The following is a 20,247-nucleotide window of genomic DNA, read 5'->3' on the forward strand; positions in this document are numbered from 1 at the left end:
CGAATGGTCGTTCGACCGGCCCCGACCTGTGGATTAGGCTCGGCACGCCGACCCGCCTGTGGGTGGCGCCGGCTATCCACAGCGCAGGGCCGGCCGGGGCGTACCCGTTTCTGCCTGCAGGCGTCAGAACTTGAGGCGGATGCCGGATCACGGGACCCGGCTTGGTAACCATTCCGTTAAGGTTTCTTGGGTGCGCCGGGCCGATCGGGTATCGGGTGCATGTTCCAAGAGACTAAGGTCCCGTGGGACGTCGGGTAAATCCGTCTCCATTGCGGAGAGCGCGAGCTCCGCCATGGACGGCGATGCGTACGAGGGTTGCATGGCCACCGAGAAGAAGCTGAAGGATCCGGCGGAGGCGGCCCTCTCCGCGATCGAGCAGGCTTTGAATCTGGACATTCCGGCGCCGGGCGAGACCGCCCGCGTCGAGCCCCGCCTCCCCGATGTCGGCGACGGCGACCCGCTGGCCGATCCCTTCTCCGAGGCCGGGGGACGCCGCACCCCGAACCTCGACATCGACCCGTCCGCCTCGGACATTCCCCTGCCGGAGCGCGGGCGCTCGCGCCGCGAGGGCGGCCTCCTGCCCCCCGACCGCTCGCTGGTGGCCAACGACGACCGCCAGAACATCGGCATCCTGCAGCAGACGCTGCGGGTGCGGCCCTCGCGCAAGCCCTACCTCGTCGCCGCCATCGCCTCCTTCCTCTGGCTCAACGGCCTGGTCGCGCTCGCCTGGAACCAGTCCGGCGGCGACCTGAAGACCTTCGTCACCGGGCTCACCGCGCTCCAGGCGGCGGTGGTGGCCACCGCCATCGCCGGGCCGATCGTGCTGTTCCTGATCACGGCGATGCTGGCGGTGCGCGCGCACGAGATGCGCCTCGTCGCCCGCGCCGTCGGCGAGGTGGCGATCCGGCTGGCCGAGCCCGAGAGCTTCTCGACCGACGCGGTGCTGACCATGTCGCAGACCGTGCGCCGCGAGGTCGCCGCCGTCGGCGACGGCGTGGAGCGGGCGCTCGCCCGCGCGGGCGAGCTCGAGACCCTGGTGCGCGGCGAGATCTCGACCCTGGAACGGGCCTATTCCGACAACGAGATCCGCATCCGCAGCCTCGTCGACGAGCTGATCGCCCAGCGCGAGTCCATCGTCGGCAGCGCCGACCGGGTGCGCGGGGCGATCACCGGCTCGCACGAGAACCTGTCGAGCGAGCTGGAGGGCGCGGCCGAGCGCATCGTCGCGGCGATCAACGACGCGGGCGAGCGCGTGACCGGGGCGCTCGACGCCCGCGGCACCGCGATCACCGAGGCGCTCGGCGAGGTCGGCGAGCGGGTGGTCGGCAACGTCTCGACCCGCGGCGACGACCTGATCCGCCAGCTCACCGCCACCAGCGAGGGCGTCCGCGGCGGCCTCGAGGAGATCGGCACCAACCTCACCACCGCGCTGCAGCAGCGCGCCGACGAGGTGACGCAGGCCTTCGAGCGCACCGGCGGGGCGCTCACCCGCACGCTCGCCGACAACGCGGGCGCCGTCGCCCAGTCCCTGTCCGAGACCGGCACCGGCCTGATCGAGGCGCTCGACCGCCAGGGCGGCGCCGTGCGCGAGACCTTCGAGCGCTCGACCAAGGGCCTGGAGGAGGCTTTCCTCTCGCGCGGGACCGAGCTGACCGAGCGCTTCGCGCAGACCGGCGGCACGATCACCGCCCGCTTCGCCGAGACCGGCGAGGGCCTGAGCCGCCACTTCGCCGCCACCGGCGCGGCGATCGCCGAGGACATCGCCGCCCGCGGCGCCTCGCTGCGCACCGAGATCGAGGCCGCCGGCGCCGGCGTCTCCGAACTGATCGAGGGACGCGGGCGCGACGCCCAGGCCGCCCTGGCGCTCACCGCCGGCAGCGTCGCCGACAACTTCTCGGCCCGCATCGACGGCGTGCGCGAAGTGTTCCTGGCGGCCGCCACCCGCGCGGCCGAGACCGTGGACGGACGCGGCCTCGAACTCGCCGGCCGCATCGAGGCGGCGGCGACCCGCGTCGACGACGTCATCGCCGTCCAGGGCGGCGCGCTCGCCTCGAACCTCGACGCGGCGGGCGAGCGGGTCGCCGGCCTGATGAACGAGCGCGCGGCCCAGGCGGCCGCCACCGTCGAGCAGGCGCTGGCCGGGCTCGGCTCCGCCTTCGCCGCGAACGTGACCGGCACCGCCGAGAGCCTGCGCGACTCCGTGGCGCGGCTCTCCGAGGATCTCGACGCCCGCACCGGGGCCGCCCAGGACGGCATCCGCCGCAACACCGAGGCCGCGACCGCCTCCGTCGGCGCGAGCGTCGAGGCGCTGGAGCGCCGCCTGCGCGAGGCCGCCGAGACCGTGAGCGGCCTGCTCGCCGAGCGCACCGCGGAATCGACCGCGCGGATGCTGCACACCGCCGAGGAGACGTCGGGCGCCGCGCAGGCGCAGGCCGCCCTGGTCGCCGCGCGCTTCGCCGAGGCCGCCGAGACCCTGCGCCGGGCAGCCGACGAGGCCGCCGCCGCCGTCGAGACCCGCTCGGACGACGTGGTCGGCCGGTTCCAGGCCGCCGCCGAGCGCGTCGGCGGGGAGTTGGGCAGCCGCAGCGAGAGCGCCTCGCAGACGCTCCACGCCGCGATCCAGCGGATGGCCGACGAACTCACCGCCCGCAGCGCCGAGGCGACCGGTGCCCTGGCGCTCGCCGCGGCCCATGCCGGCGGCGAGATCGGCGACCGCACCGACCAGTCGATGCACGCGCTCCAGGATCTCCTGCGGCAGGTCGCCGACGAGATCGCCCTGCGCGGCTCCGAGGCGAGCGTGGCGCTGTCGCTGGCGGCGACGCAGGCCGGCGGCGAGATCGGCAGCCGTGCCGACCTTTCGGCGCAGGGCCTGCGCGACCTGCTCGGCCAGATCCGCGCGGAGATCGACGGCCGCAGCGCCGAGATCACGGAGGCGCTGACCCGGACCGCCGAGCGCGTCGGCGGCGAGGTCGGCACGCGCACCGAGGAATCGCTGCGGAGCCTGCGCGACGCGCTGGCCCGGATCGGCGAGGAGCTGTCCGCCCGCGGCGAGTCCGCGGCGCAGATCCTGTCGCGCACCGCCGAGGGCGTCGGCTCCGATCTCGACGCCCGCCTGGCGACCCTGGAGGAGCGTTTCGGCCATCACGGCCGCGGCGCCGCCGCCCTGATCGCCAGCCAGTCCGACGAGGCCCAGACCCGGCTCGAAGGCGCCGGCCGCGAGGTGGCGCTTGCCATCGCCGGCCACGTGTCGCAGGTCGGCGACGCGCTCCACCGCAGCCACGCCGCCTTCGTCGAAACCGCCGACAGCCGCGCCCGCGCGGTCGAGGAGGCGCTGGGCAGCCGGCTCGCCGCCCTGCAGGAAACCATCGCCCGCGGCGACATCCTCGCCGACCGGATCGCCGGGAACGCGCGGACGCTCGGCGACACCCTGGATTCCCGCCTCACCGAGATCGACCGGATCATCGCCGTGCAGGGCAGCGCGCTGGCCGACTCCCTGGCCGAGCGCGCCCGCCTCGCCGGCGACACCGTCGAGGCGCGGCTCGCCGAGATGGAATCCGTCTCGGCCCGGCGCGCCGCCGAGATCGGCGAGAGCTTCGCGGCCCTCGTCGGCCATGTCGACACGCGGCTCGGCGCCCGCGCCAACGCCCTCAACGAGACCCTGGTGCTGCGCGCCTCCGAGATCGCCCGCACCCTGGACGAGGGCAACCGCATCCTCGTCGATGCCCTCGACCGGCGCATCGAAGGCAGTGCGCAGGACATCGCCGACCGCGGCCGCTCCGTCGGCGACGTGCTCGCCGCCCGCGCCGCCGAGATCGCCGAGCGGCTCGAACACACGACGCAGGACCTCGCCCGCCGCCTCGACGAGGGCGCCGAGCGCTTCGATTCCGGCGTGGTCGCGCGCCTCGATGCCCTCAACGGCACGCTGGAGGAGCGCACGCGCCACCTCGACGATTCCTTCGGCATCCAGGCGCTCGAGGCGGTGCGCCTGATCGAGAGCCGCACCCGCACCATCGACGGCGAGCTGACCGGCCGGATCCGCGACCTCGTCGCCCTGCTGGAGCGCCGCAGCGGCCTCGCGGTCGAGGCGCTCGGCGGCCATGTCGAGGCCATCGCCCGGCTGTTCGACGAGCGGGCCGAGAGCCTCAACCACCTGTTCGACGAGCGCGGCGGCGCGCTCGCCGCCGACCTCGACCAGCGCAACCGCTCGGCGGTGGAAGGGCTCGACGGCCGCCTCGCCGACATCACCCAGGCCCTGGAACAGGGCGGCGCGTCGCTGGGCGCCCTGCTCGACCGCCGCGGCACCGCGCTGCTCACCGCCCTGCGCGATCTCATGGGGCAGGTCGACGGCCTCCTGGGCGAGGGTGCGGGCCGCCTCGGCCAAGCCCTCGAAACCCGGGCGGACGAGCTCCGCACCCTGCTCGACCACCGCACGGACGACCTGCGCGCGCTCGTGGACGGCAGTGCCGGCCATGTCCGCGGCGAGTTCGATGCCGGCCTCGACGCCCTGCGCTCCGCCCTGGAGGAACCGGCCCGCACGGTCCAGGACCTGCTCGACAGCCGGGCGGGCGAGATCCGCGCCATGCTCGACGCCCGCAACGATACCCTGCGCGCGACCCTCGAGGAGCGGGCTCGCACGGTTCAGGAGATCCTCGATCACCGTACGGCCGAGATCCGCGGGCTGCTCGACGGCCATGCCGGCCACCTCGACGAGGGCTTCCAGGGCCGTATCCTGCCGCTCCAGGCGGCGCTGACCGAAGGCGCGCGCCTGTTCGTCGAGACGCTGGAGGGCGGCATCGGCCGCGCGACCGGCGAGGTCGATGCCCGCACGCGCGGCCTCGCCACCCTGTTCGACGAGCGCCTCGGCGTCCTCGGCGAGCTCGTGGACGGACGCGGCCAGCAGGTCGCCCAGAGCGTCGAGACGCGGGCGCAGGAGCTGCGCCGCCTGTTCGACGAGATCCACGCCACCCTCGGCTCCCTGGTGGACGAGAGCTCGGCGGCGCTGACCGGTCGCCTCGACGCCCAGATCAAGGCGCTGGCCACCCTGTTCGACGAGCGCATGCGCGGGCTCGACGGGCTGGTCGAGAGCCGCGGCAGCGCCTTCGCGCAGGTCGTGGAGAACCAGTCCGCCGCCCTGACGCAGGCCGTCGACAGCCGCAGCGAGGCGTTCACCGCCCGCATCGACGCGCGCCTGCGCGCCTTCGCCACCGTGGTGGCGAGCCGCGCCAACGCCCTGGCCGACGCCTTCGACGAGCGCCAGGACGCCTACGCCGCCCAGATCGACGAGGGCACGGCCCGCATGGTCGCTGCGCTCGACGAGCGCGCCCGCCAGCACGGGGCCCAGTTCGAGACGGTCGAGGAGCGCCAGAAGGCCATCGCCGACCTGATCGAGGCCGGCACCGCCCGCATCGCGGCGGCGCTGGACGAGCGCGCCCAGCGGCAGGCCGCCCTCACCGAGGCGTTCGACGGGCAGCGGGACGCCTACGCCACGCTGATCGAGCAGGGCACCGCCCGCATGGTCTCCGCGCTGGAAGAGCGGGCGCGTCGCCACGCGGTGCTGGCCGAGGCGTTCGACCGCCAGAAGGAGGCCTACGCGGCGCTCATCGACGGCGGCACCGCCCGGCTGGTCGCGGCGCTCGACGAGCGGGCCGCGCGGCAGACGGCCCTCACCGAGACCCTCGACGAGCGCCAGACCGCCTACGCGGCGCTGGTAGAAGAGGGCATCGCCCGGATGGGCCGGATGCTGGAGGAGCGCGCCCACCGTCACGCCTCCGAGGTCCAGGCCCGTGCCGAGGCGCTGGCCGAGACGATGGATCAGCGCAACGGGGCGCTGGCCCGCCTGATCGACGGGCCGGCCGCGGCGCTGGCCGAGGCCCTCGCCGAGCGCGAGCAGGCGCTCGACCGGCTCATCGCCGACAAGGGCGCGCCGCTGGTCGAGGCCCTGCGCGAGCGGACCGACGCCATCGTGGTCCGCACCGTCGAGTCGGCCAAGGCCCTGCGCGCGGCCCTGGACGAAGGGGCGGAAGCCTCCGCCGGCACCGTCGCCCAGGCGAATGAGCGGGTCCGCCACGACGTCGCGGGCTTCCTGACCCGGATCGAGAGCGCCAACGACGCGCTCAAGGCCCTCGTCGGCGGCGCCTCCGACAACCTGGCCGCCGTCGAGCACGGGCTCGCGGCCCGCGTCGAGCAGATCCAGGCGTCCCTGGACCGGGTCGCCGCCGACACGGCGCAGGCCTCCGACCGGGTCTCGACGCAGGTCGTGGCCCTGCGCGAAGCCTCGCAGGGGGCGCTCGCCCAGGCCTCCGATCTCGCCGAGACCCTGGACGCCCGCGGCAAGGCGCTGGTGGAGCGCACCGGCACCAATGTCGGCGCCCTCACCGAGGCCGCCGGCACCCTGGAGGCGGTGGAGGGCCGCCTCGCCGAGAGCCTGTCGAGCCGGCAGGCGGTGGTCGAGGCGGTGCTGTCCCGCCTCGAGGAGCGCAGCCAGGCCATCGAGGCCCAGACCGGCCGCTTCGGCAGCGTGATCGAGGAGACGCTGCGCGCGGCCGAGGCCCGCGCCCGCGAACTCAGCGAGAGCGTGGCCCGCGCGGCCCGCGAGGCCGGCACGGCGGTGGCGGGCGATTTCGAGCGCCTGCGCAGCGGCGCCGACGAGGAGAGCGCCCGCACGGCGGCGGCGGTCCGCAGCGCCATCGAGGCGGCGTCGGCCAAGATGATGGAGAGCTTCACGGCCGCCTCCGGCCAGTTCGGCGACTCGGTCGCGCGGATGAACGCGATGGCCACCGAGATCCGCCGCGAGCTCGACGCGACCCGCGCCGACCTGCAGCGCGGCGTCCTCGACCTGCCCCGCGAGACGCAGGACGCGACGAGCGAGATGCGTCGCGTCGTGGCCGAGCAGATCGACGCGCTGAACGAGCTGGCGGCACTCGTCGCCCGCTCCAACCGCTCGGTCGATGTCGCCCAGCCGGCGGCGCAGGCCCGCGCGGTCGAGCAGCGCCGGACGGCCGAGGCCGGCCGCGCCGCCTCGGCTCCGATCCCGGCCTCGATCCCGGCGCCGCAGCCGGCTCCTGCGCCGGCCCGTAGCGCGGCACCGACGGCATCGCGGCCCCAGGCGTCGGCTCCGTCCGCCGCCCCCGCGCGTCCGACGAGCCCGGCCGCCGCTCAGGGCGGTGGTCAGGGGGCGGTCCAAGGAGCGGTCCAAGGAACGGCCCAAGGAGCGGTCCAGGGGCGGCCCGGCACCCGCGACAACCGCGGCTGGCTGTCCGATCTCCTGACCCGCGCCTCGATCGACGACGACGGCGCCGAGGCGGCCCCCGCTCCGGCTCCGGCACCCGAGGCGAAGGGGCCGGTGGAGCGGATCTCGCTCGACGCGATCTCGACCGACATCGCCCGGATGGTGGACCACCAGGCCTCGGCCGAGTTCTGGCAGCGCTACCGCCGGGGCGACGCGAACCTGTTCGACGGCCGCCTCTACACGGCACAGGGCCGCCAGACCTTCGAGCAGATCCAGCGCCGTTACCGGGCGGATGCCGAGTTCCGCCGCACGGTCGATCGATACGTCGGCGAGTTCGAGCGGCTGCTCGGCGAGGTGACGAAGAACGACCGCGACACCAAGCGCGCGGACGCCTACCTCACCTCGGAGACGGGTAAGGTCTACACCATGCTCGCCCATGCCAGCGGCCGGTTCGACGAGGCGTGAGGCCGTAACCCTCGACCGGGGCTCCGACGAAAAAGGCCCCCGTCGCGCGCGCGACGGGGGCCTTTTCTATTCGGTGCCGTCGTGGCGAGGGTGCCGCCTCACTCCATCACGGCGGCCTTCATGATGACCACCATCGTCGCCCGGCCGGGTTCGTCGCCGAGGCAGCGGATGCTGTGGGGACGGTCGCAGCGGTAGCGCAGGGTCTCGCCGGCATTGGCCCGCTGCACCTCGCCGCCGACCTCGACCTCGAAGCTGCCCTCCAGCACCGACAGCGACTCGACCGAGCCGCGCTGATGCGCGTCGGATTCGAGCACCCCGCCGGCATCGGCGGTGACGTCGTACCATTGCAGCCACTCGACGGTCTTGATCCAGCCGATGATGGCGAGCCGCACCTTGCCGTCGTCGGAGACGAGCCGCGGCGTGTCGGCGCGGGAGAAGCGCTCGATGAACGGCTCCTCGTCGGAGGTGGCGAGAACCCGCTCGATCGAGACGTCGAGCGCCTGGCTCAGCCGCCAGATCGTGGCCAGCGTCGGGTTGGTCTCGTTGCGCTCGATCTGGCTGATGATCGACTTCGCCACGCCGGACTGCTCGGCGAGTTCGGAGAGGGAGAGGTTGTAGGCCTTGCGCAGGCGCTGGATCGTCTTGCCGAGTTGGCCCGAGAGCACCTGCGCACCGCTGGCGAGATCCTTCGGCCGTCCGCGCTCGAGGCTTGCCGCTATGTCCTGCATCACGTCGGTCCGGTGAGAGTGCCCGCCGCGCCATCCGCGCGCCGACCACACCCTCGCGGGCGGATCGGGTCACGAAGTCGTGGGCGGGGCACCGAAAGGCGTTCCGTTATCCGAACGAGCGTTTGATCTGTCAAACGCAAAACGAGGCCGCAGGCCCGGTTTCGACCCGGCGCGGAGCTATCGCCAGAGCGCGTAGAAGTGGTGGAGCGGGCCGTGGCCGTGGCCGACGGGCACCGAATCCGCGGCGCGGATCGCCGCCGTGACGTAGGTCTTCGCGGTTCCCACCGCCTCGGTCAGCCCCTGGCCGCGGGCGAGCCCGGCCGCCACGGCGGCCGAGAGGGTGCAGCCCGTGCCGTGGCTGTTGCGGGTCTCGATGCGGGGCGCCGCGAACCGGCGCAAGGTCCCGTCCGCGGCGATCAGGTGATCGACGCTCTCCCGGCCCTCGCCGTGGCCGCCCTTGATCAGCACCGCCCGCGCCCCGCGCGCCAGCAGCCGCCGCCCCTGCGCCACCGCCTCGTTATCGTGCTCCGCCTGCCCTTCGTCGAGCAGGGTCGCGGCCTCCGGCAGGTTGGGGGTGACGACGACGGCGAGCGGCATCAGCTCGCTGCGGAGGATCTCGACGGCCTCCTGCGAGATCAGCCGGTCGCCGCTGGTGGCCACCATGACGGGATCGAGCACCACGGGGATGCCGGCGGCGTGCCGCCGCAGTCCCTCAGCCACCGCCCGGATCGTCGCGGGATGCGAGAGCATGCCGATCTTCACCGCGCCGACCGCGAGGTCGGAGAACACCGAGTCGATCTGCGCGGCGACGAAGTCCGCCGGCACGTCGTGGATCGCCTGCACGCCGCGGGTGTTCTGCGCGGTGAGCGCGGTGACGACGCTGGCGCCGTAGACGTGCAGGGCCGCGAAGGTCTTGAGGTCGGCTTGGATGCCGGCGCCCCCGCTCGAATCCGAGCCGGCGATGGTCAGGGCGATGGCAGTCATGGGCGTCTCCCGTCGTCTGTTCTTCTGGTATCGACCTCTTCTAACCTGTTCCCGCAGCCCCGCGCTGCCCGAGCGCCTCATCGACCCGCGCCAGCAGGTCCCGTGCCTTGGCCTCCGTGGCGCCGCCCTTGAACAGCGCGCCGATCAGCGCCACCCCGTCGGCGCCCGCCCGGATCACGGAGGCCGCGTTGCTGGCGTCGATCCCGGCGATCGCGCCGAGCGGAAGGGCCTGGCCCCGGGCGAGCCGGGCGCGGAACACGATCCGCTGCAGCCCGTCGAGGCCGACCGGCGGGTCCGGGTTGTCCTTGCTGGTGGTGGCGAAGACGCCGCCGATGCAGGCGTAGTCGATCGGGAGCCGGTAGAGCTCGTCGGCCTGGGCACCGGTCTTCACGGTGAGTCCGATGACGGCGCGGGACCCGAGCAGGCGGCGCGCCTCCTCCGGGTGGAGATCGGATTGGCCGAGATGCACGCCCTCGACGCCCGCGGCGAGCGCGAGATCGACCCGATCGTTGACGAGGAGCGGGGCCCGGCCCGCGACCGCCGCATGGATCGCCCGGATCCGCGCCAGCGCCGCGCGGGCGCTGGTGAGATCCTTGTCGCGGTACTGGAGCAGGGTGGCGCCTCCGGCCACGGCCTCGGCCGCGAGCGCGGCGAGCGCCGCCGCGTCCTCACCCAGCACGCCGACATCGAGGATGCCGTAGAGGCGCAGGTCCACCGCGCGCCCCGCCGACGGCCGGGACGAACCGAGCCCTGTGCCGAGCCCTGCCCCGATGCTCATGCCGACCCCCTGTCCCGTCCGAGCGCCATGGCCGCTCCCCGCGCTGAAACCCTCCGCCCGTCTAGCAGGATCGGCCCGCCGCGGCGACCGTGCCGGCACGCGCCCTGGAAACCGCTTGCAATCGAAACCTCTTGCGGATGAGGCCGTGGCCTCCGTTGACGGTGCCGGGGCCGATCCGGCAAGAGCGAAGGGGTACGGGCCGGAACCGCTTCCGCCGCCGAGGGGATGCCCGAGGAGAGGGGCTGAAGGCCGACGAACACATGAGCACGGCCGAACCGGGTGTGACCGCCGCCGCGGCGGACAAGGAGAGGCGCGCCGCCAGCGCTTCCTCGGTGGGACTCGTCGCCGTGATCGTCGCGGCGACGGACGGGGAGCCGCGCGCGCTCACCGTGCAGGTCGCCGGCCAAGCCAAGGGCCGCGAGAGCGCCCTGCCCGCCGGCCCGCTGGTGCCGGAGCACGCCACCCTGGAGCGGGGCCTTCGCGCCTGGGTGGAGCAGCAGACCCACCAGCGCCTCGGCTATGTCGAGCAGCTCTACACCTTCGGCGACCGCGACCGGGAGGGCGGGCAGCACGGCGTGCACCTGCTCTCGGTCGCCTATCTCGCCCTGGTGCGCGAGCTGCGCCCGGCGGGTCTCGCCGAGGCCGCGTGGCGCAACTGGTACCGCTACCTGCCCTGGGAAGATTTTCGCGAGGGGCGGCCCCCGGCGCTCGCCGCGATCGAGCCGCGGCTGATGACCTGGGTCGCCGCCGCCTCCGACCCGAAGCTCCGGCGCCTGCGCGAGGACCGGGTCGGCCTCAGCTTCGGCATCGGCGGCGCCTGGAACGAGGAGCGGGTGCTGGAGCGCTACGAGTTGCTGTTCGAGGCCGGCCTGATCCCGGAGGCCAAGGGACAGCACGGCGCCGCCGTGCCCGACGACCTCGCGATCACCGGCCAGCCGATGGCCCACGACCACCGCCGGGTGCTCGCCACCGCGATCGGCCGCCTGCGCGGCAAGATCAAGTATCGCCCGGTCGTATTCGAGCTGATGCCGCCGGCCTTCACCCTGCTGCAGCTTCAGCGCACGGTCGAGGCGCTCTCGGGCACGCGGCTGCACAAGCAGAACTTCCGCCGCCTCGTGGCGCAGCAGGGGCTGGTCGAGGAGACCGAGGCGCTCACCAGCGGCAACGCCGGACGCCCGGCCCGGCTGGTGCGCTTCCGCCGGGAGGTTCTCCTGGAGCGCCCGGCGCCCGGCGTACGGCTCACCCCGTCGCGGCGGACGGTGTGACACGCCATCCGGTTGATCGCTTCGGTCGTTTGTTTGTCATCGCCGCGGCTCCGCCTCGCGATGACGGAGTAGGGCCAAACCCAGGGTGATCAGCCGCACACGGTATGAAACGTCCGGTGGGCCCGGCACTGCCGAGCCCCCATCATCGACGCCGACCCGGCCTCAGGCCTGCGCTTCCTTCTTGCGGCGCGGGGCGCGGCGCTTCTTCTCCGGGGCGGCCTCCGGCTCGGCGGCCACCGGCTCGGGCGCGGCCTCCGGCTCGGCGGCCCGACGGCGCTGCTGACCGAGCCCGAGGGCCCGCGCCAGCTCGGAGCGCTGCTCCGAATAGCTCGCCGAGGTCATGGGGTAGTCGTTGGGCAGGCCCCACTTCGCCCGATACTGCTCCGGCGAGAGACCGCGCAGGGTGAGGTGACGGCGCAGCGTCTTGTAGGGCTTGCCGTCCTCGAAGCTGACCAGGAAGTCGTGGCTGATCGACTTGCGGATCTCCTGCGGCGTCGCCTTGGGCGGGCCGGTCTCGGCGGACGGGCGCCCGCTCATGGTGACGGAGCGGATTGCCTCGTGCACCTCCCCGAGAAGCTTCGGAAGCTCGGCACTCTGGACGTGATTGTTGCTGACATAGGCAGAAACGACATCGGCCGTGAGGGTAACGAGGCGGGCCGATTCCGCATCCTGTTCACTGGTTTCCATGGCGCGATCTTCTGTGCAGGAGGATTACCTGGAAGACGGTAAGCTCAGAGCCGCGGAGGAGCAAGACATCGCCACTGAATTCGCGCGCAGTCAGGTCGAAGAAAATGGAGCGACGCGCGCGTTTCTGTGCAGGTCGAGTGGAAAAATCGCCGATGCGACACTGCGGAAAAAAACGATTGAGCCCACCTTGCGGCTGAGCCGGAAGAGCGGCGTGAACTATTTCAAATGTTAAGATCGTACCTGTCGGCTTTTGGAAAATGATGCTGTGCCAACGGGTTGAGATTTTGCTTCGCCCGGTGTTTCAAGCGTCGGCGGCGGAGACCTGCCGAGCCTCCGCTCGTCGCGTCGGCATCACCGCGAACGACGCGGTTTGATTGCGACATCCCGCCGCAGGCCTACGTATTTTCTGTGGATTGCCGCCACCGGAATCGGATCAGCGGGACGATTTCTCCGGATCAAAACGTGCCGTTTCGTTTCTGAACCGGTGAAGATGCGCTCCGATCAACCGGAAGTACGAGGGGCGGTTGTCTATAATTGGGAGCCGACCGTCGAAGGCGCTATCTGTTTGCTGGTACAGGGAGCTCTGGTTCAGAGACGGCGAACTCCGATCTCCCCGAGACAGTATTCCTGCGTCGATAGCTCGGACCGGTACCGCCGACGGACGACCGGGTCTTGCAAAGATTCCCAGGAGTGTTGCTGAGCGGGCTCGGCTCAGCGCGCAGGTCTTTGCGTCGCCTCGTCCCGCCTCGCTTTGCCAACGCACAATGATGATGCGGCCCCGACACCGCGCGAGCCGCGCCGTGCCGGGTCTCCTTCGCTGGAACGGATGATCGCGTCGATCCTCGGGCCGGACTGATCCGGAGATCAGTCGAGGCCTAGCATCAGGCCGAGATTCTGCACCGCCGCCCCCGAGGCGCCCTTGCCGAGATTGTCGAGGCGCCCGACCAGAACGGCCTGACCGTGGCTGTCGGAGCCGAAGACCCGCAATTCGAGCTGGTCGGTGTCGTTGAGGGCTTCCGGCTCGATGCGCTCGCGGTGGGCGCCTTCCTCCGCGCCGCGCACGACCTTCACCAGCGGGGTGTCCGCGTACCAATCGGCCAGCGCCTCCTCCAGGTCGCCCGGCGTCGGATGGCCGGGCAGGGCGCCGAGATGCAGCGGGATGCTGACCAGCATGCCTTGCCGGAAGTTGCCGACGGAGGGGATGAAGATCGGCCGCCGGGTCAGACGGCTATAGGCTTCGATCTCCGGCAGGTGCTTGTGGCCGAAGCCGAGACCGTAGAGCTGGAACGGGGCGCCCTCCCCGCGCTCGTAGCTCTCGATCATGCTGCGGCCGCCGCCGCTATAGCCGCTCACCGCGTTGATGCTGACCGGATGATCCGACGGGATCAGGCCGCGCTCGACCAAGGGACGCAGCAGCGCGATCGCCCCGGTCGGGTAGCAGCCGGGATTGGCGACCCGGCGCGCGCCGCGGATCGCGTCGGCCTGCTCCGGCGCCATCTCGGCGAAACCGTAGACCCAGCCCGGCGCGATGCGGTGGGCGGTGCTGGCATCGAGCAGCTTCGGGCCGCCCCCGGACAGGCCGTCGGCCAGGGCGGCGGTCTCGCGGGAGGCGTCGTCGGGCAGGCAGAGGACGACGAGGTCGACCTCTTCCAGGATCGCCCGCTTCACGCCCGCGTCCTTCCGGCTCTCGTGCGGAATGCTGACGAGGCGCACCCTGCCGTCGCGTTCCAGGCGCTCGCGGATGCCGAGGCCGGTGGTGCCGGCCTCGCCATCGATGAACACCTTCGGGGCGCTGACGCCGTCGGACATCGCAAAATCCTCGCTCGGCCCCGATCCGGGCCGCTCTGACACAGGGCGCGGACGCGCGCCCGCACCGGGCGCGTCCTGCAACACGATTCGCCGGTGGCGGGGGAGGTGGAAGCTTCGTCCTCCCCTGTCAACGTCTCCGGCGATTGCGCGGCAGGCCGCTCGCGGACGTCGCCGGTCGGTGGACAGGTTCGGCGCGGCCGGAACTCAGGATGACGCCTTCTGTTGACAGCCGAATGTCGCTGAGGAGGCGAAACCGATGTCAGGAACCGCGAAGAAGACCGATCCGAAGCTGTGGGACAAGGTGAAGAAGGAGGTCACGCAATCGTCCAAGGGCGGCAAGCCCGGCCAGTGGTCCGCCCGCAAGGCGCAGATGGCCACCAGCGAGTACAAGAAGGAAGGCGGCGGCTACGCCGGCAAGAAGTCCGACGACAACCACCTCAAGCAATGGACCGACGAGGAGTGGGACACGAAGTCGGGCAAGGAGAGCGGCACGACCGGCGAGCGCTACCTGCCCAAGAAGGCGCGCGAGAAGCTGTCCGATTCCGAGTATAGCCGCTCCACCGCCAAGAAACGCGCCGATTCCGCCAAGGGCCGGCAGCACTCGAAGCAGCCCGCCGACGTGGCGAAGAAGGCGGCCTCCGCCCGCAAGACCGGCAAGACTTCGAATAAGGGCGGGAGCGGCGCCACCAAGGCGGAGCTGATGCAGAAGGCCCGCAAGCAGGACATCCCCGGCCGCTCGAAGATGACCAAGGGCGAACTGGAGCGCGCCCTCTCCGCCTGAGAAGTGCGGACCGGCGAGGACGGAGGCATCCGCCCTGACGACCGGTCCGACACGGCTTCCGGCCGATCGTTTCGGTCGGAGCATGGTCTGTCCCCTCCCCCTTGTGGGAGGGGTTCGGGGCGGGGGTGGTGCAGAAGGTACCGCCGCGGCCACGCGGCGGGGGCGGCCGAGGGCGGCGTGCGCCCGTCAGTCGTCGGACGGTCCGGCGGCCGAGGGCTCGGGCTCGTCGGCGGTGTAGCCTTCGAGCCAGTCGAGGCTCTCCTGCGAACCCGCCTCGTAGGGATTGGTGGAGTCGGGCTGACCCTTGGCCTTCGCGGCCCTGCCCTCTTCGAAGATCTTGCTCGATACCACGGCCATCGACCGATCCTTTCTCGATGCGGGCCCGGATCGCCGCCGGGCCGGACAGGGCGGGAACAGAAGTGATCCGGAGCGGTCGGAGTTCCCGCCCGCGCCGCGGCGGTGTCAGGCGGCGGTATCGGGTTCCGGCGCGGGCGTCACCTCAGCGCGGTGGAGCCGGCTCAACAGCACGAGCAGCGGGCCGGGCAGCGGCGCCTCCAGGGTGTCCGGGGCGAGGATATCCACGCTCGCGGCGCGACGGCGGTCGGACCGCGGCTCGCGCTTCACGATGACGGGGGACCGACGGCGGACAGATCTGGGTGTCATGACGCGACGGGAACTCAACAGCCCACGATGAACGAGACCGGGAAGCGCCCGGGCACAGCCGCCATCGGCTGCGGCCCCGCCGGTTTTGAGACCCGGCGAGGGGTCTGCACGAAACGCTTCGGACCGTGAGAACGCGACCTTTCGGATCCGGTTCCGCCCGTCTCGTCTACAAATTCGACAATATGCTTGTGGATTAGGCACATTCCACCTTGCGTGTGACATAACAAACGCGACGTCCCCATCGTGCGATTGCGGATGAGGCGCGTGTGAAGCCCGTGGCTCTCCCGGCGCGCGGGTGGTAGAGGGCGCTCCATGCTCGAAGGTCTGCCGCCGCACCGACCCACGCACGTCCTGCGCCTGATCACGGACGAGCCCTCCGCTCGCACCATGACCGAGCTCCTGGGCGAGATGTTCGACCCGATGGAGACGGCGGTCGCCGCCTTCGAGGTGGAGGAGACCGGCGCGTGGCGGCTCGAAGCCTACTTCTCGGAGGAGCCCGACGCGGAGATGATCCGCGACCTGATCCGGCCGGTCGTCGGCGCGCAGGCCGACGAGGCCGCCTTCGAGACCATCGATCAGCAGGATTGGGTGCGCGCCTCGCTGGAGGGGCTGAAGCCCGTCCGCGCCGGCCGTTTCCTCGTCCATGGCGGCCACGACCGGCATCATGTGCGGGCCAACGACCTCGCCATCGAGATCGAGGCGGCGCTCGCCTTCGGCACCGGCCACCACGGCACCACGCTGGGCTGCCTGCGGGCGCTGGTGGACGAACTGAAGCGGCGGCGCCCGGCCCGCGTCCTCGATGTCGGCACCGGCACCGGCATTTTGGGCTTCGCCGCCGCCAAGGCGCTGCATACGCCCGTGATCGCCGGCGACCTCGACCCGGAGGCGGTGACGACCGCCCGCGGCAATGCCCGCCTCAACGGGCTCGGACCGTATCTGCGCCTCTACCACGCGCCGGGCGTGCGCCACGCGCTGGCGAACCGTCCCCGCGGTTTCGACGTGGTGTTCGCCAACATCCTGGCCCGCCCGCTCAAGCGGCTCGCGCCGTCGCTGACCGCCGTGGTGGCCGATGACGGCGTGCTGATCCTCTCCGGCCTGATCGAGCGCGACGTGCCGGGCGTGCTCTCGACCTACCGCCACCGCGGCTTCCACCTCGCCCGCTCCGGCGTGATCGAGGGATGGGCGACGCTGGTGCTGCGCCGGGGCGGGGCGGCGGCGCGTCCGCGCTGAGACGGGTGTCGCGGGGGCGTTCGACGCGGTAGGTTTCCGCCATGACGACCTCCCCTCCCCGCTTCCAGACCTTCGACGATCCGAGCCACGCCAAGGGGCCCGAGCGGATCGAGGCCCTGCGCGCCGCCCTGCGGGAGATCCGCGCCGACGGCTTCGTCGTGCCGCGGGCCGACGAGCACCAATCCGAGTACGTGCCCGCCAATGCCGAGCGGCTCGCTTGGCTCACCGGCTTCACCGGCTCGGCCGGCTTGGCGATCGTGCTCGCCGACGAGGCCGCCCTGTTCGTCGATGGCCGCTACACCCTCCAGGCGCCGGAGCAGGTCGAGACCGGGACGATCACCGTGGTGCCGCTCGCCGAGTCGACGCCGGAGGCGTGGCTCGGCGCCCATCTGAAGCCGGGCCAGGTCCTCGCCTACGATCCCTGGCTCCACACGCCCGACGGCGTCGCCCGCCTGGAACGCGCCGCCCTGAAGGCGGGGGCGTCGCTCCGCGCCGTGCCGGACAACCTCGTGGACGCGGTCTGGGCCGGCCGGCCCCGGCCGCCGGCGGGCCGCGTCGCGGCCCATCCCGACGCTCTGGCCGGCGAGACGGTGCCCGAGAAGCTCGCCCGGATCCGCGCCGCCCTGGCCGAGGGCGGGATCGACCTCCTCGTCGTCTCCGATCCGCACAACCTCGCCTGGGCGTTCAACCTGCGCGGGGCCGACATCCCGCACACGCCGCTGGCGCTCGGCTACGCGCTCGTCCCCCGCGAGGGGCGGGCCGCCCTCTACCTCACCTCGCAGGCGGTCGATTTCGACCTGCGCGCCGCCCTGGAGCCGCTGGCCGACCTCCGACCGCGGGCCGCCTTCGCCGAGGATCTGGCCGGCCTGTGCACGAAGGCCGCGCGGGTGCGGCTCGATGCGGCGACGGGGGCGGCGGCGCTCAAGGACCGCGTCGAGGCGGCCGGGGGCGTCGCCGATGTCGGCGCCGACCCGGTCACCGCGATGAAGGCGGTCAAGAACGCCGCCGAGATCGCCGGAACCCGCGCCGCCCACCACCGCGATGGGCTGGCCGTGACGCGCTTCCTCGCCTGGCTCGACCGCGCCGCCGCCGAGGGCGTGAGCGAGATCGCCGCCGTCGAGGCGCTGGAGGATTTTCGCAGCGAGGGCGGCCTGCTGCGCGACGTCTCCTTCCCGACCATCTCCGGCTCCGGCCCGAACGGCGCCATCGTGCACTATCGCGTCACCCGCGCCACCGACCGCACCGCGCGGCCCGGCGAACTCTTCCTGATCGATTCCGGCGCGCAATACGCCGACGGCACCACCGACATCACCCGCACCGTCGCAATCGGCACGCCGACCGACGAGATGCGCGACCGCTTCACCCGCGTGCTAAAGGGCCACATCGCCATCGCCCGCGCCGTCTTCCCCGACGGGACCACGGGGGCGCAGATCGACGCCTTCGCCCGGATGAGCCTGTGGGAGGCGGGGCTCGATTACGACCACGGCACCGGCCACGGCGTCGGCGCATTCCTCTCGGTCCACGAGGGGCCGCAGCGCATCGCCAAGACCGGTACGGTCGCCCTCAAGCCCGGCATGATCCTCTCGAACGAGCCGGGCTATTACCGCAGCCGCGCCTACGGCATCCGCATCGAGAACCTGATCCTGGTCGAGGCGCGGACGATTCCCGGTGCCGACCGCCCGATGCTCGGCTTCGAGACCCTGACGCTGGCCCCCATCGACCGGCGGCTGATCGATCCCGCCCTGCTCGGCGCGGCCGACACCGCTTGGCTCGACGCCTACCACGCGCGGGTGCGCGCGGCGCTCGCTCCCGACCTCGACGGACCGACGCGGGAGTGGCTGGAGATGGCGACGCGGCCCCTTGGCGCCGGATAGGCGCCGGGCATTGCCCGAGCGCGACGGGCGCGTGCTGCGTGTGGTATGCGTTCCGATCCCCGGTGGCGCCCGCGTCGTGACGATGTTCCTTAATCGCGGCAGGAGGAGGAAGCCGTGAAGAGCCGCTACGATGCCGAGACCGACGCGCTCTACCTCCGCTTCACCGAGACGACGATCGTCGAGAGCGAGGAGGTGCGGCCCGGAATCGTGCTCGATTTCGCTGCCGAGGGCCGGATCGTCGCCCTCGAAATCCTGGACGCGACCGAGCATCTGGCGAGCGGGACCGACCCTGCTGCCCTGACGGCGGCCTGAGGGACGATATCCGCCGTGGCCCGGCCTCCCGCCATCTTGTTCGTGTGCCTGGGCAACATCTGCCGTTCGCCCCTGGCCGAGGCGGCCTTCCGGCGCGAGGCGGAGCGGGCCGGCCTCGCCGTCATGGTCGACTCCGCCGGCACCGGCGACTGGCACGTGGGCGAGCCGCCCGATCCCCGCGCGATCGCGGTGGCGCGGGCGAACGGCGTCGACATCGCGGGCTATCGCGGGCGTCAGGTCACGCCGGCCGATTTCGAGCGCTTCGACCACGTCGTCGCCCTGGATCTCGCCAATCTCGCCAAGCTGCGCGCCCTGCGGCCCGCCGGGTCGCGGGCCGAGCTGAGCCTGCTCCTCGATCACGTGCCGGGCCGTGCGGGCGAGCCCGTGGCCGATCCCTATTACGGGGCGGAGGCGGGCTTCGACACCACTTGGGCCGACGTGAGCGCGGGCGCCCGCGCCCTCGTCCGCCGGATCGCGGCGCCGGAATGAGCGACCTCGCCGGGCGCGCGGCGGACCTGCTCGGCGTCCCCCTCGCCGAGGCCCGGCCGATGGCGGGCGGCGACCTGTCCCAATGCGTCCGTCTGCGGCTGGAGGATGGGCGCGAGGCCGTGGCCAAGTCCGGGCCGGCGCCGCGGGAGGAGGCCCGGATGCTCGCGGCCATCGCCGCGGCCGGCGCGCCGGCGCCCGCCGTTCTCGCCGCGGACGAGGCTGTGCTCGTGCTCGAATCCCTGCCCGATACAGGCGCCGGGCCGGGCGCCGAGGCCGATCTCGGCCGGGTCGTCGCCCGCCTGCACGCCGCCGAGGGCGAGCGCTACGGCTGGCACGCCGATTACGCCTTCGGTTCCGTGGTCATCGCGAACGCGTGGGGCGACGACTGGCCCGCCTTCTGGGCGAAACATCGCCTGCTCTGCCATGCCGGCCACCTCCCCGCCCCGCTGGTCCGGCGGATCGAGCGGCTGGCGGACGATTTGGGGAACCGCCTGCCGGAGCGGCCCCGCGCCGCCCTGCTCCACGGCGACCTGTGGGGCGGCAACGTCCTTTACGCCGGCGACCGGGTCTCGGGGCTGATCGATCCGGCCTGCTACTACGGCCATGCCGAGGTCGATCTGGCGATGCTGGCGCTGTTCGGCCGTCCCGGCCCCGCCTTCCACGCGGCCTACGGAGCGCCCGAGCCCGGCGCGGCGGAGCGTGCGCCGATCTACAAGCTCTGGCCGGCGCTGGTGCATTGGCGCCTGTTCGGCGCCGGCTACCGCGGCATGGTCGAGGGGTTTCTCGAGGCGGCCGGCGTCTGACCGGGCTGGTCGATCACTTTGGTCAGAGCTTGGCCTGTCCCCTCCCCCTTGTGGGGAGGGGCTCGGGGTGGGGGTGGTGCAGAAGGCACCGCACCGCCTCATCCTGAACCACCCCCACCTCCTGCCTCCTCCCCACAAGGGGGAGGAGAGG

General features: G+C 72.7%; 15 protein-coding genes. 8 read left to right on the forward strand and 7 right to left on the reverse strand.

Annotated features, from left to right (window positions below; genetic code table 11):
* Positions 1–319 precede the first annotated feature (319 nt).
* Positions 320–7,693, forward strand: coding sequence for an apolipoprotein A-IV repeat region-like domain-containing protein (locus tag ABS772_RS03635; protein WP_350392244.1), 7,374 nt, complete (start codon positions 320–322; stop codon positions 7,691–7,693).
* Positions 7,694–7,791: 98 nt separating this feature from the next.
* On the opposite strand, the gene ABS772_RS03640 is transcribed toward ABS772_RS03635, so the two are convergent.
* The 3 genes from ABS772_RS03640 to thiE all read right to left on the reverse strand — a co-directional run bounded on the left by ABS772_RS03640 (position 7,792) and on the right by thiE (position 10,183).
* The gene (locus ABS772_RS03640; protein ID WP_350392246.1) at positions 7,792–8,421 is read right to left on the reverse strand and encodes a helix-turn-helix domain-containing protein; all 630 of its coding nucleotides are present in this window, start codon (positions 8,419–8,421) and stop codon (positions 7,792–7,794) included.
* Positions 8,422–8,598: 177 nt separating this feature from the next.
* Positions 8,599–9,405 carry a bifunctional hydroxymethylpyrimidine kinase/phosphomethylpyrimidine kinase gene (gene thiD / locus ABS772_RS03645; protein ID WP_350392248.1) on the reverse strand — a complete coding sequence of 269 codons (807 nt, stop codon included), beginning with the start codon at positions 9,403–9,405 and terminating at the stop codon, positions 8,599–8,601.
* Positions 9,406–9,445: 40 nt separating this feature from the next.
* Positions 9,446–10,183, reverse strand: a complete 738-nt coding sequence (gene thiE, locus ABS772_RS03650) for a thiamine phosphate synthase (RefSeq protein WP_350392249.1) — start codon at positions 10,181–10,183, stop codon at positions 9,446–9,448.
* Positions 10,184–10,338: 155 nt separating this feature from the next.
* Between thiE and ABS772_RS03655 the strand changes: the two genes are divergently transcribed.
* A complete protein-coding gene (locus ABS772_RS03655) occupies positions 10,339–11,448 on the forward strand; it encodes an NUDIX hydrolase (protein ID WP_350392268.1) in 1,110 nt (369 codons plus the stop codon).
* Positions 11,449–11,610: 162 nt separating this feature from the next.
* Here the strand turns inward: ABS772_RS03655 and ABS772_RS03660 are convergent, their stop codons facing one another.
* Positions 11,611–12,135: a MucR family transcriptional regulator gene (locus tag ABS772_RS03660; protein WP_238257436.1), complete on the reverse strand. Its 525-nt coding sequence runs from the start codon at positions 12,133–12,135 to the stop codon at positions 11,611–11,613.
* A gap of 864 nt (positions 12,136–12,999) precedes the next feature.
* Complete coding sequence (argC, locus tag ABS772_RS03665; protein ID WP_350392252.1) at positions 13,000–13,944, reverse strand: N-acetyl-gamma-glutamyl-phosphate reductase; 945 nt, start codon at positions 13,942–13,944, stop codon at positions 13,000–13,002.
* Between the two features lie 256 nt (positions 13,945–14,200).
* On the opposite strand from argC, the gene ABS772_RS03670 reads away from it, so the two are divergent.
* The gene (locus ABS772_RS03670) at positions 14,201–14,725 is read left to right on the forward strand and encodes a hypothetical protein (protein ID WP_350392254.1); all 525 of its coding nucleotides are present in this window, start codon (positions 14,201–14,203) and stop codon (positions 14,723–14,725) included.
* A gap of 186 nt (positions 14,726–14,911) precedes the next feature.
* Here ABS772_RS03670 and ABS772_RS03675 read toward each other — a convergent pair whose 3' ends face one another.
* Together ABS772_RS03675 and ABS772_RS03680 are read right to left on the reverse strand one after the other, a co-directional pair.
* Positions 14,912–15,082, reverse strand: coding sequence for a hypothetical protein (locus ABS772_RS03675; protein ID WP_350392255.1), 171 nt, complete (start codon positions 15,080–15,082; stop codon positions 14,912–14,914).
* Positions 15,083–15,187: 105 nt separating this feature from the next.
* Positions 15,188–15,388 carry a hypothetical protein gene (locus ABS772_RS03680; RefSeq protein WP_350392257.1) on the reverse strand — a complete coding sequence of 67 codons (201 nt, stop codon included), beginning with the start codon at positions 15,386–15,388 and terminating at the stop codon, positions 15,188–15,190.
* Positions 15,389–15,700: 312 nt separating this feature from the next.
* Between ABS772_RS03680 and ABS772_RS03685 the strand changes: the two genes are divergently transcribed.
* From ABS772_RS03685 to ABS772_RS03705, 5 genes are all read left to right on the forward strand, one after another.
* Positions 15,701–16,618 carry a 50S ribosomal protein L11 methyltransferase gene (locus ABS772_RS03685; RefSeq protein ID WP_350392259.1) on the forward strand — a complete coding sequence of 306 codons (918 nt, stop codon included), beginning with the start codon at positions 15,701–15,703 and terminating at the stop codon, positions 16,616–16,618.
* A 41-nt stretch (positions 16,619–16,659) separates the two neighbouring features.
* On the forward strand, positions 16,660–18,492 hold the full coding sequence (locus ABS772_RS03690) for an aminopeptidase P family protein (RefSeq protein ID WP_350392261.1): 1,833 nt from the start codon (positions 16,660–16,662) through the stop codon (positions 18,490–18,492).
* A 114-nt stretch (positions 18,493–18,606) separates the two neighbouring features.
* Positions 18,607–18,804 (forward strand): DUF2283 domain-containing protein, encoded by a 198-nt coding sequence (locus ABS772_RS03695; protein ID WP_350392263.1) that lies wholly within the window; start codon positions 18,607–18,609, stop codon positions 18,802–18,804.
* 15 nt (positions 18,805–18,819) lie between these two features.
* Complete coding sequence (locus ABS772_RS03700) at positions 18,820–19,293, forward strand: low molecular weight protein-tyrosine-phosphatase (RefSeq protein WP_350392265.1); 474 nt, start codon at positions 18,820–18,822, stop codon at positions 19,291–19,293.
* Complete coding sequence (locus ABS772_RS03705) at positions 19,290–20,096, forward strand: fructosamine kinase family protein (RefSeq protein WP_350392266.1); 807 nt, start codon at positions 19,290–19,292, stop codon at positions 20,094–20,096. The genes ABS772_RS03700 and ABS772_RS03705 overlap by 4 nt, the downstream gene beginning before the upstream one ends.
* The last annotated feature ends 151 nt before the right edge of the window (positions 20,097–20,247 follow it).

It is taken from the genome of Methylorubrum podarium, assembly GCF_040270385.1.
Taxonomy (GTDB): Bacteria; Pseudomonadota; Alphaproteobacteria; order Rhizobiales; family Beijerinckiaceae; genus Methylobacterium; species Methylobacterium podarium.

What these genes read in the sequence shown, in the direction of transcription:
- thiD (WP_350392248.1), bottom strand. Translation starts at nt 9,405, where the DNA reads ATGACTGCCATCGCCCTGACCATCGCCGGCTCGGATTCGAGCGGGGGC.
- ABS772_RS03660 (WP_238257436.1), bottom strand. Translation starts at nt 12,135, where the DNA reads ATGGAAACCAGTGAACAGGATGCGGAATCGGCCCGCCTCGTTACCCTC.
- ABS772_RS03690 (WP_350392261.1), top strand. Translation starts at nt 16,660, where the DNA reads ATGACGACCTCCCCTCCCCGCTTCCAGACCTTCGACGATCCGAGCCAC.
- ABS772_RS03685 (WP_350392259.1), top strand. Translation starts at nt 15,701, where the DNA reads ATGCTCGAAGGTCTGCCGCCGCACCGACCCACGCACGTCCTGCGCCTG.
- ABS772_RS03680 (WP_350392257.1), bottom strand. Translation starts at nt 15,388, where the DNA reads ATGACACCCAGATCTGTCCGCCGTCGGTCCCCCGTCATCGTGAAGCGC.
- ABS772_RS03670 (WP_350392254.1), top strand. Translation starts at nt 14,201, where the DNA reads ATGTCAGGAACCGCGAAGAAGACCGATCCGAAGCTGTGGGACAAGGTG.
- thiE (WP_350392249.1), bottom strand. Translation starts at nt 10,183, where the DNA reads ATGAGCATCGGGGCAGGGCTCGGCACAGGGCTCGGTTCGTCCCGGCCG.
- ABS772_RS03635 (WP_350392244.1), top strand. Translation starts at nt 320, where the DNA reads ATGGCCACCGAGAAGAAGCTGAAGGATCCGGCGGAGGCGGCCCTCTCC.
- ABS772_RS03705 (WP_350392266.1), top strand. Translation starts at nt 19,290, where the DNA reads ATGAGCGACCTCGCCGGGCGCGCGGCGGACCTGCTCGGCGTCCCCCTC.
- argC (WP_350392252.1), bottom strand. Translation starts at nt 13,944, where the DNA reads ATGTCCGACGGCGTCAGCGCCCCGAAGGTGTTCATCGATGGCGAGGCC.
- ABS772_RS03640 (WP_350392246.1), bottom strand. Translation starts at nt 8,421, where the DNA reads ATGCAGGACATAGCGGCAAGCCTCGAGCGCGGACGGCCGAAGGATCTC.
- ABS772_RS03675 (WP_350392255.1), bottom strand. Translation starts at nt 15,082, where the DNA reads ATGGCCGTGGTATCGAGCAAGATCTTCGAAGAGGGCAGGGCCGCGAAG.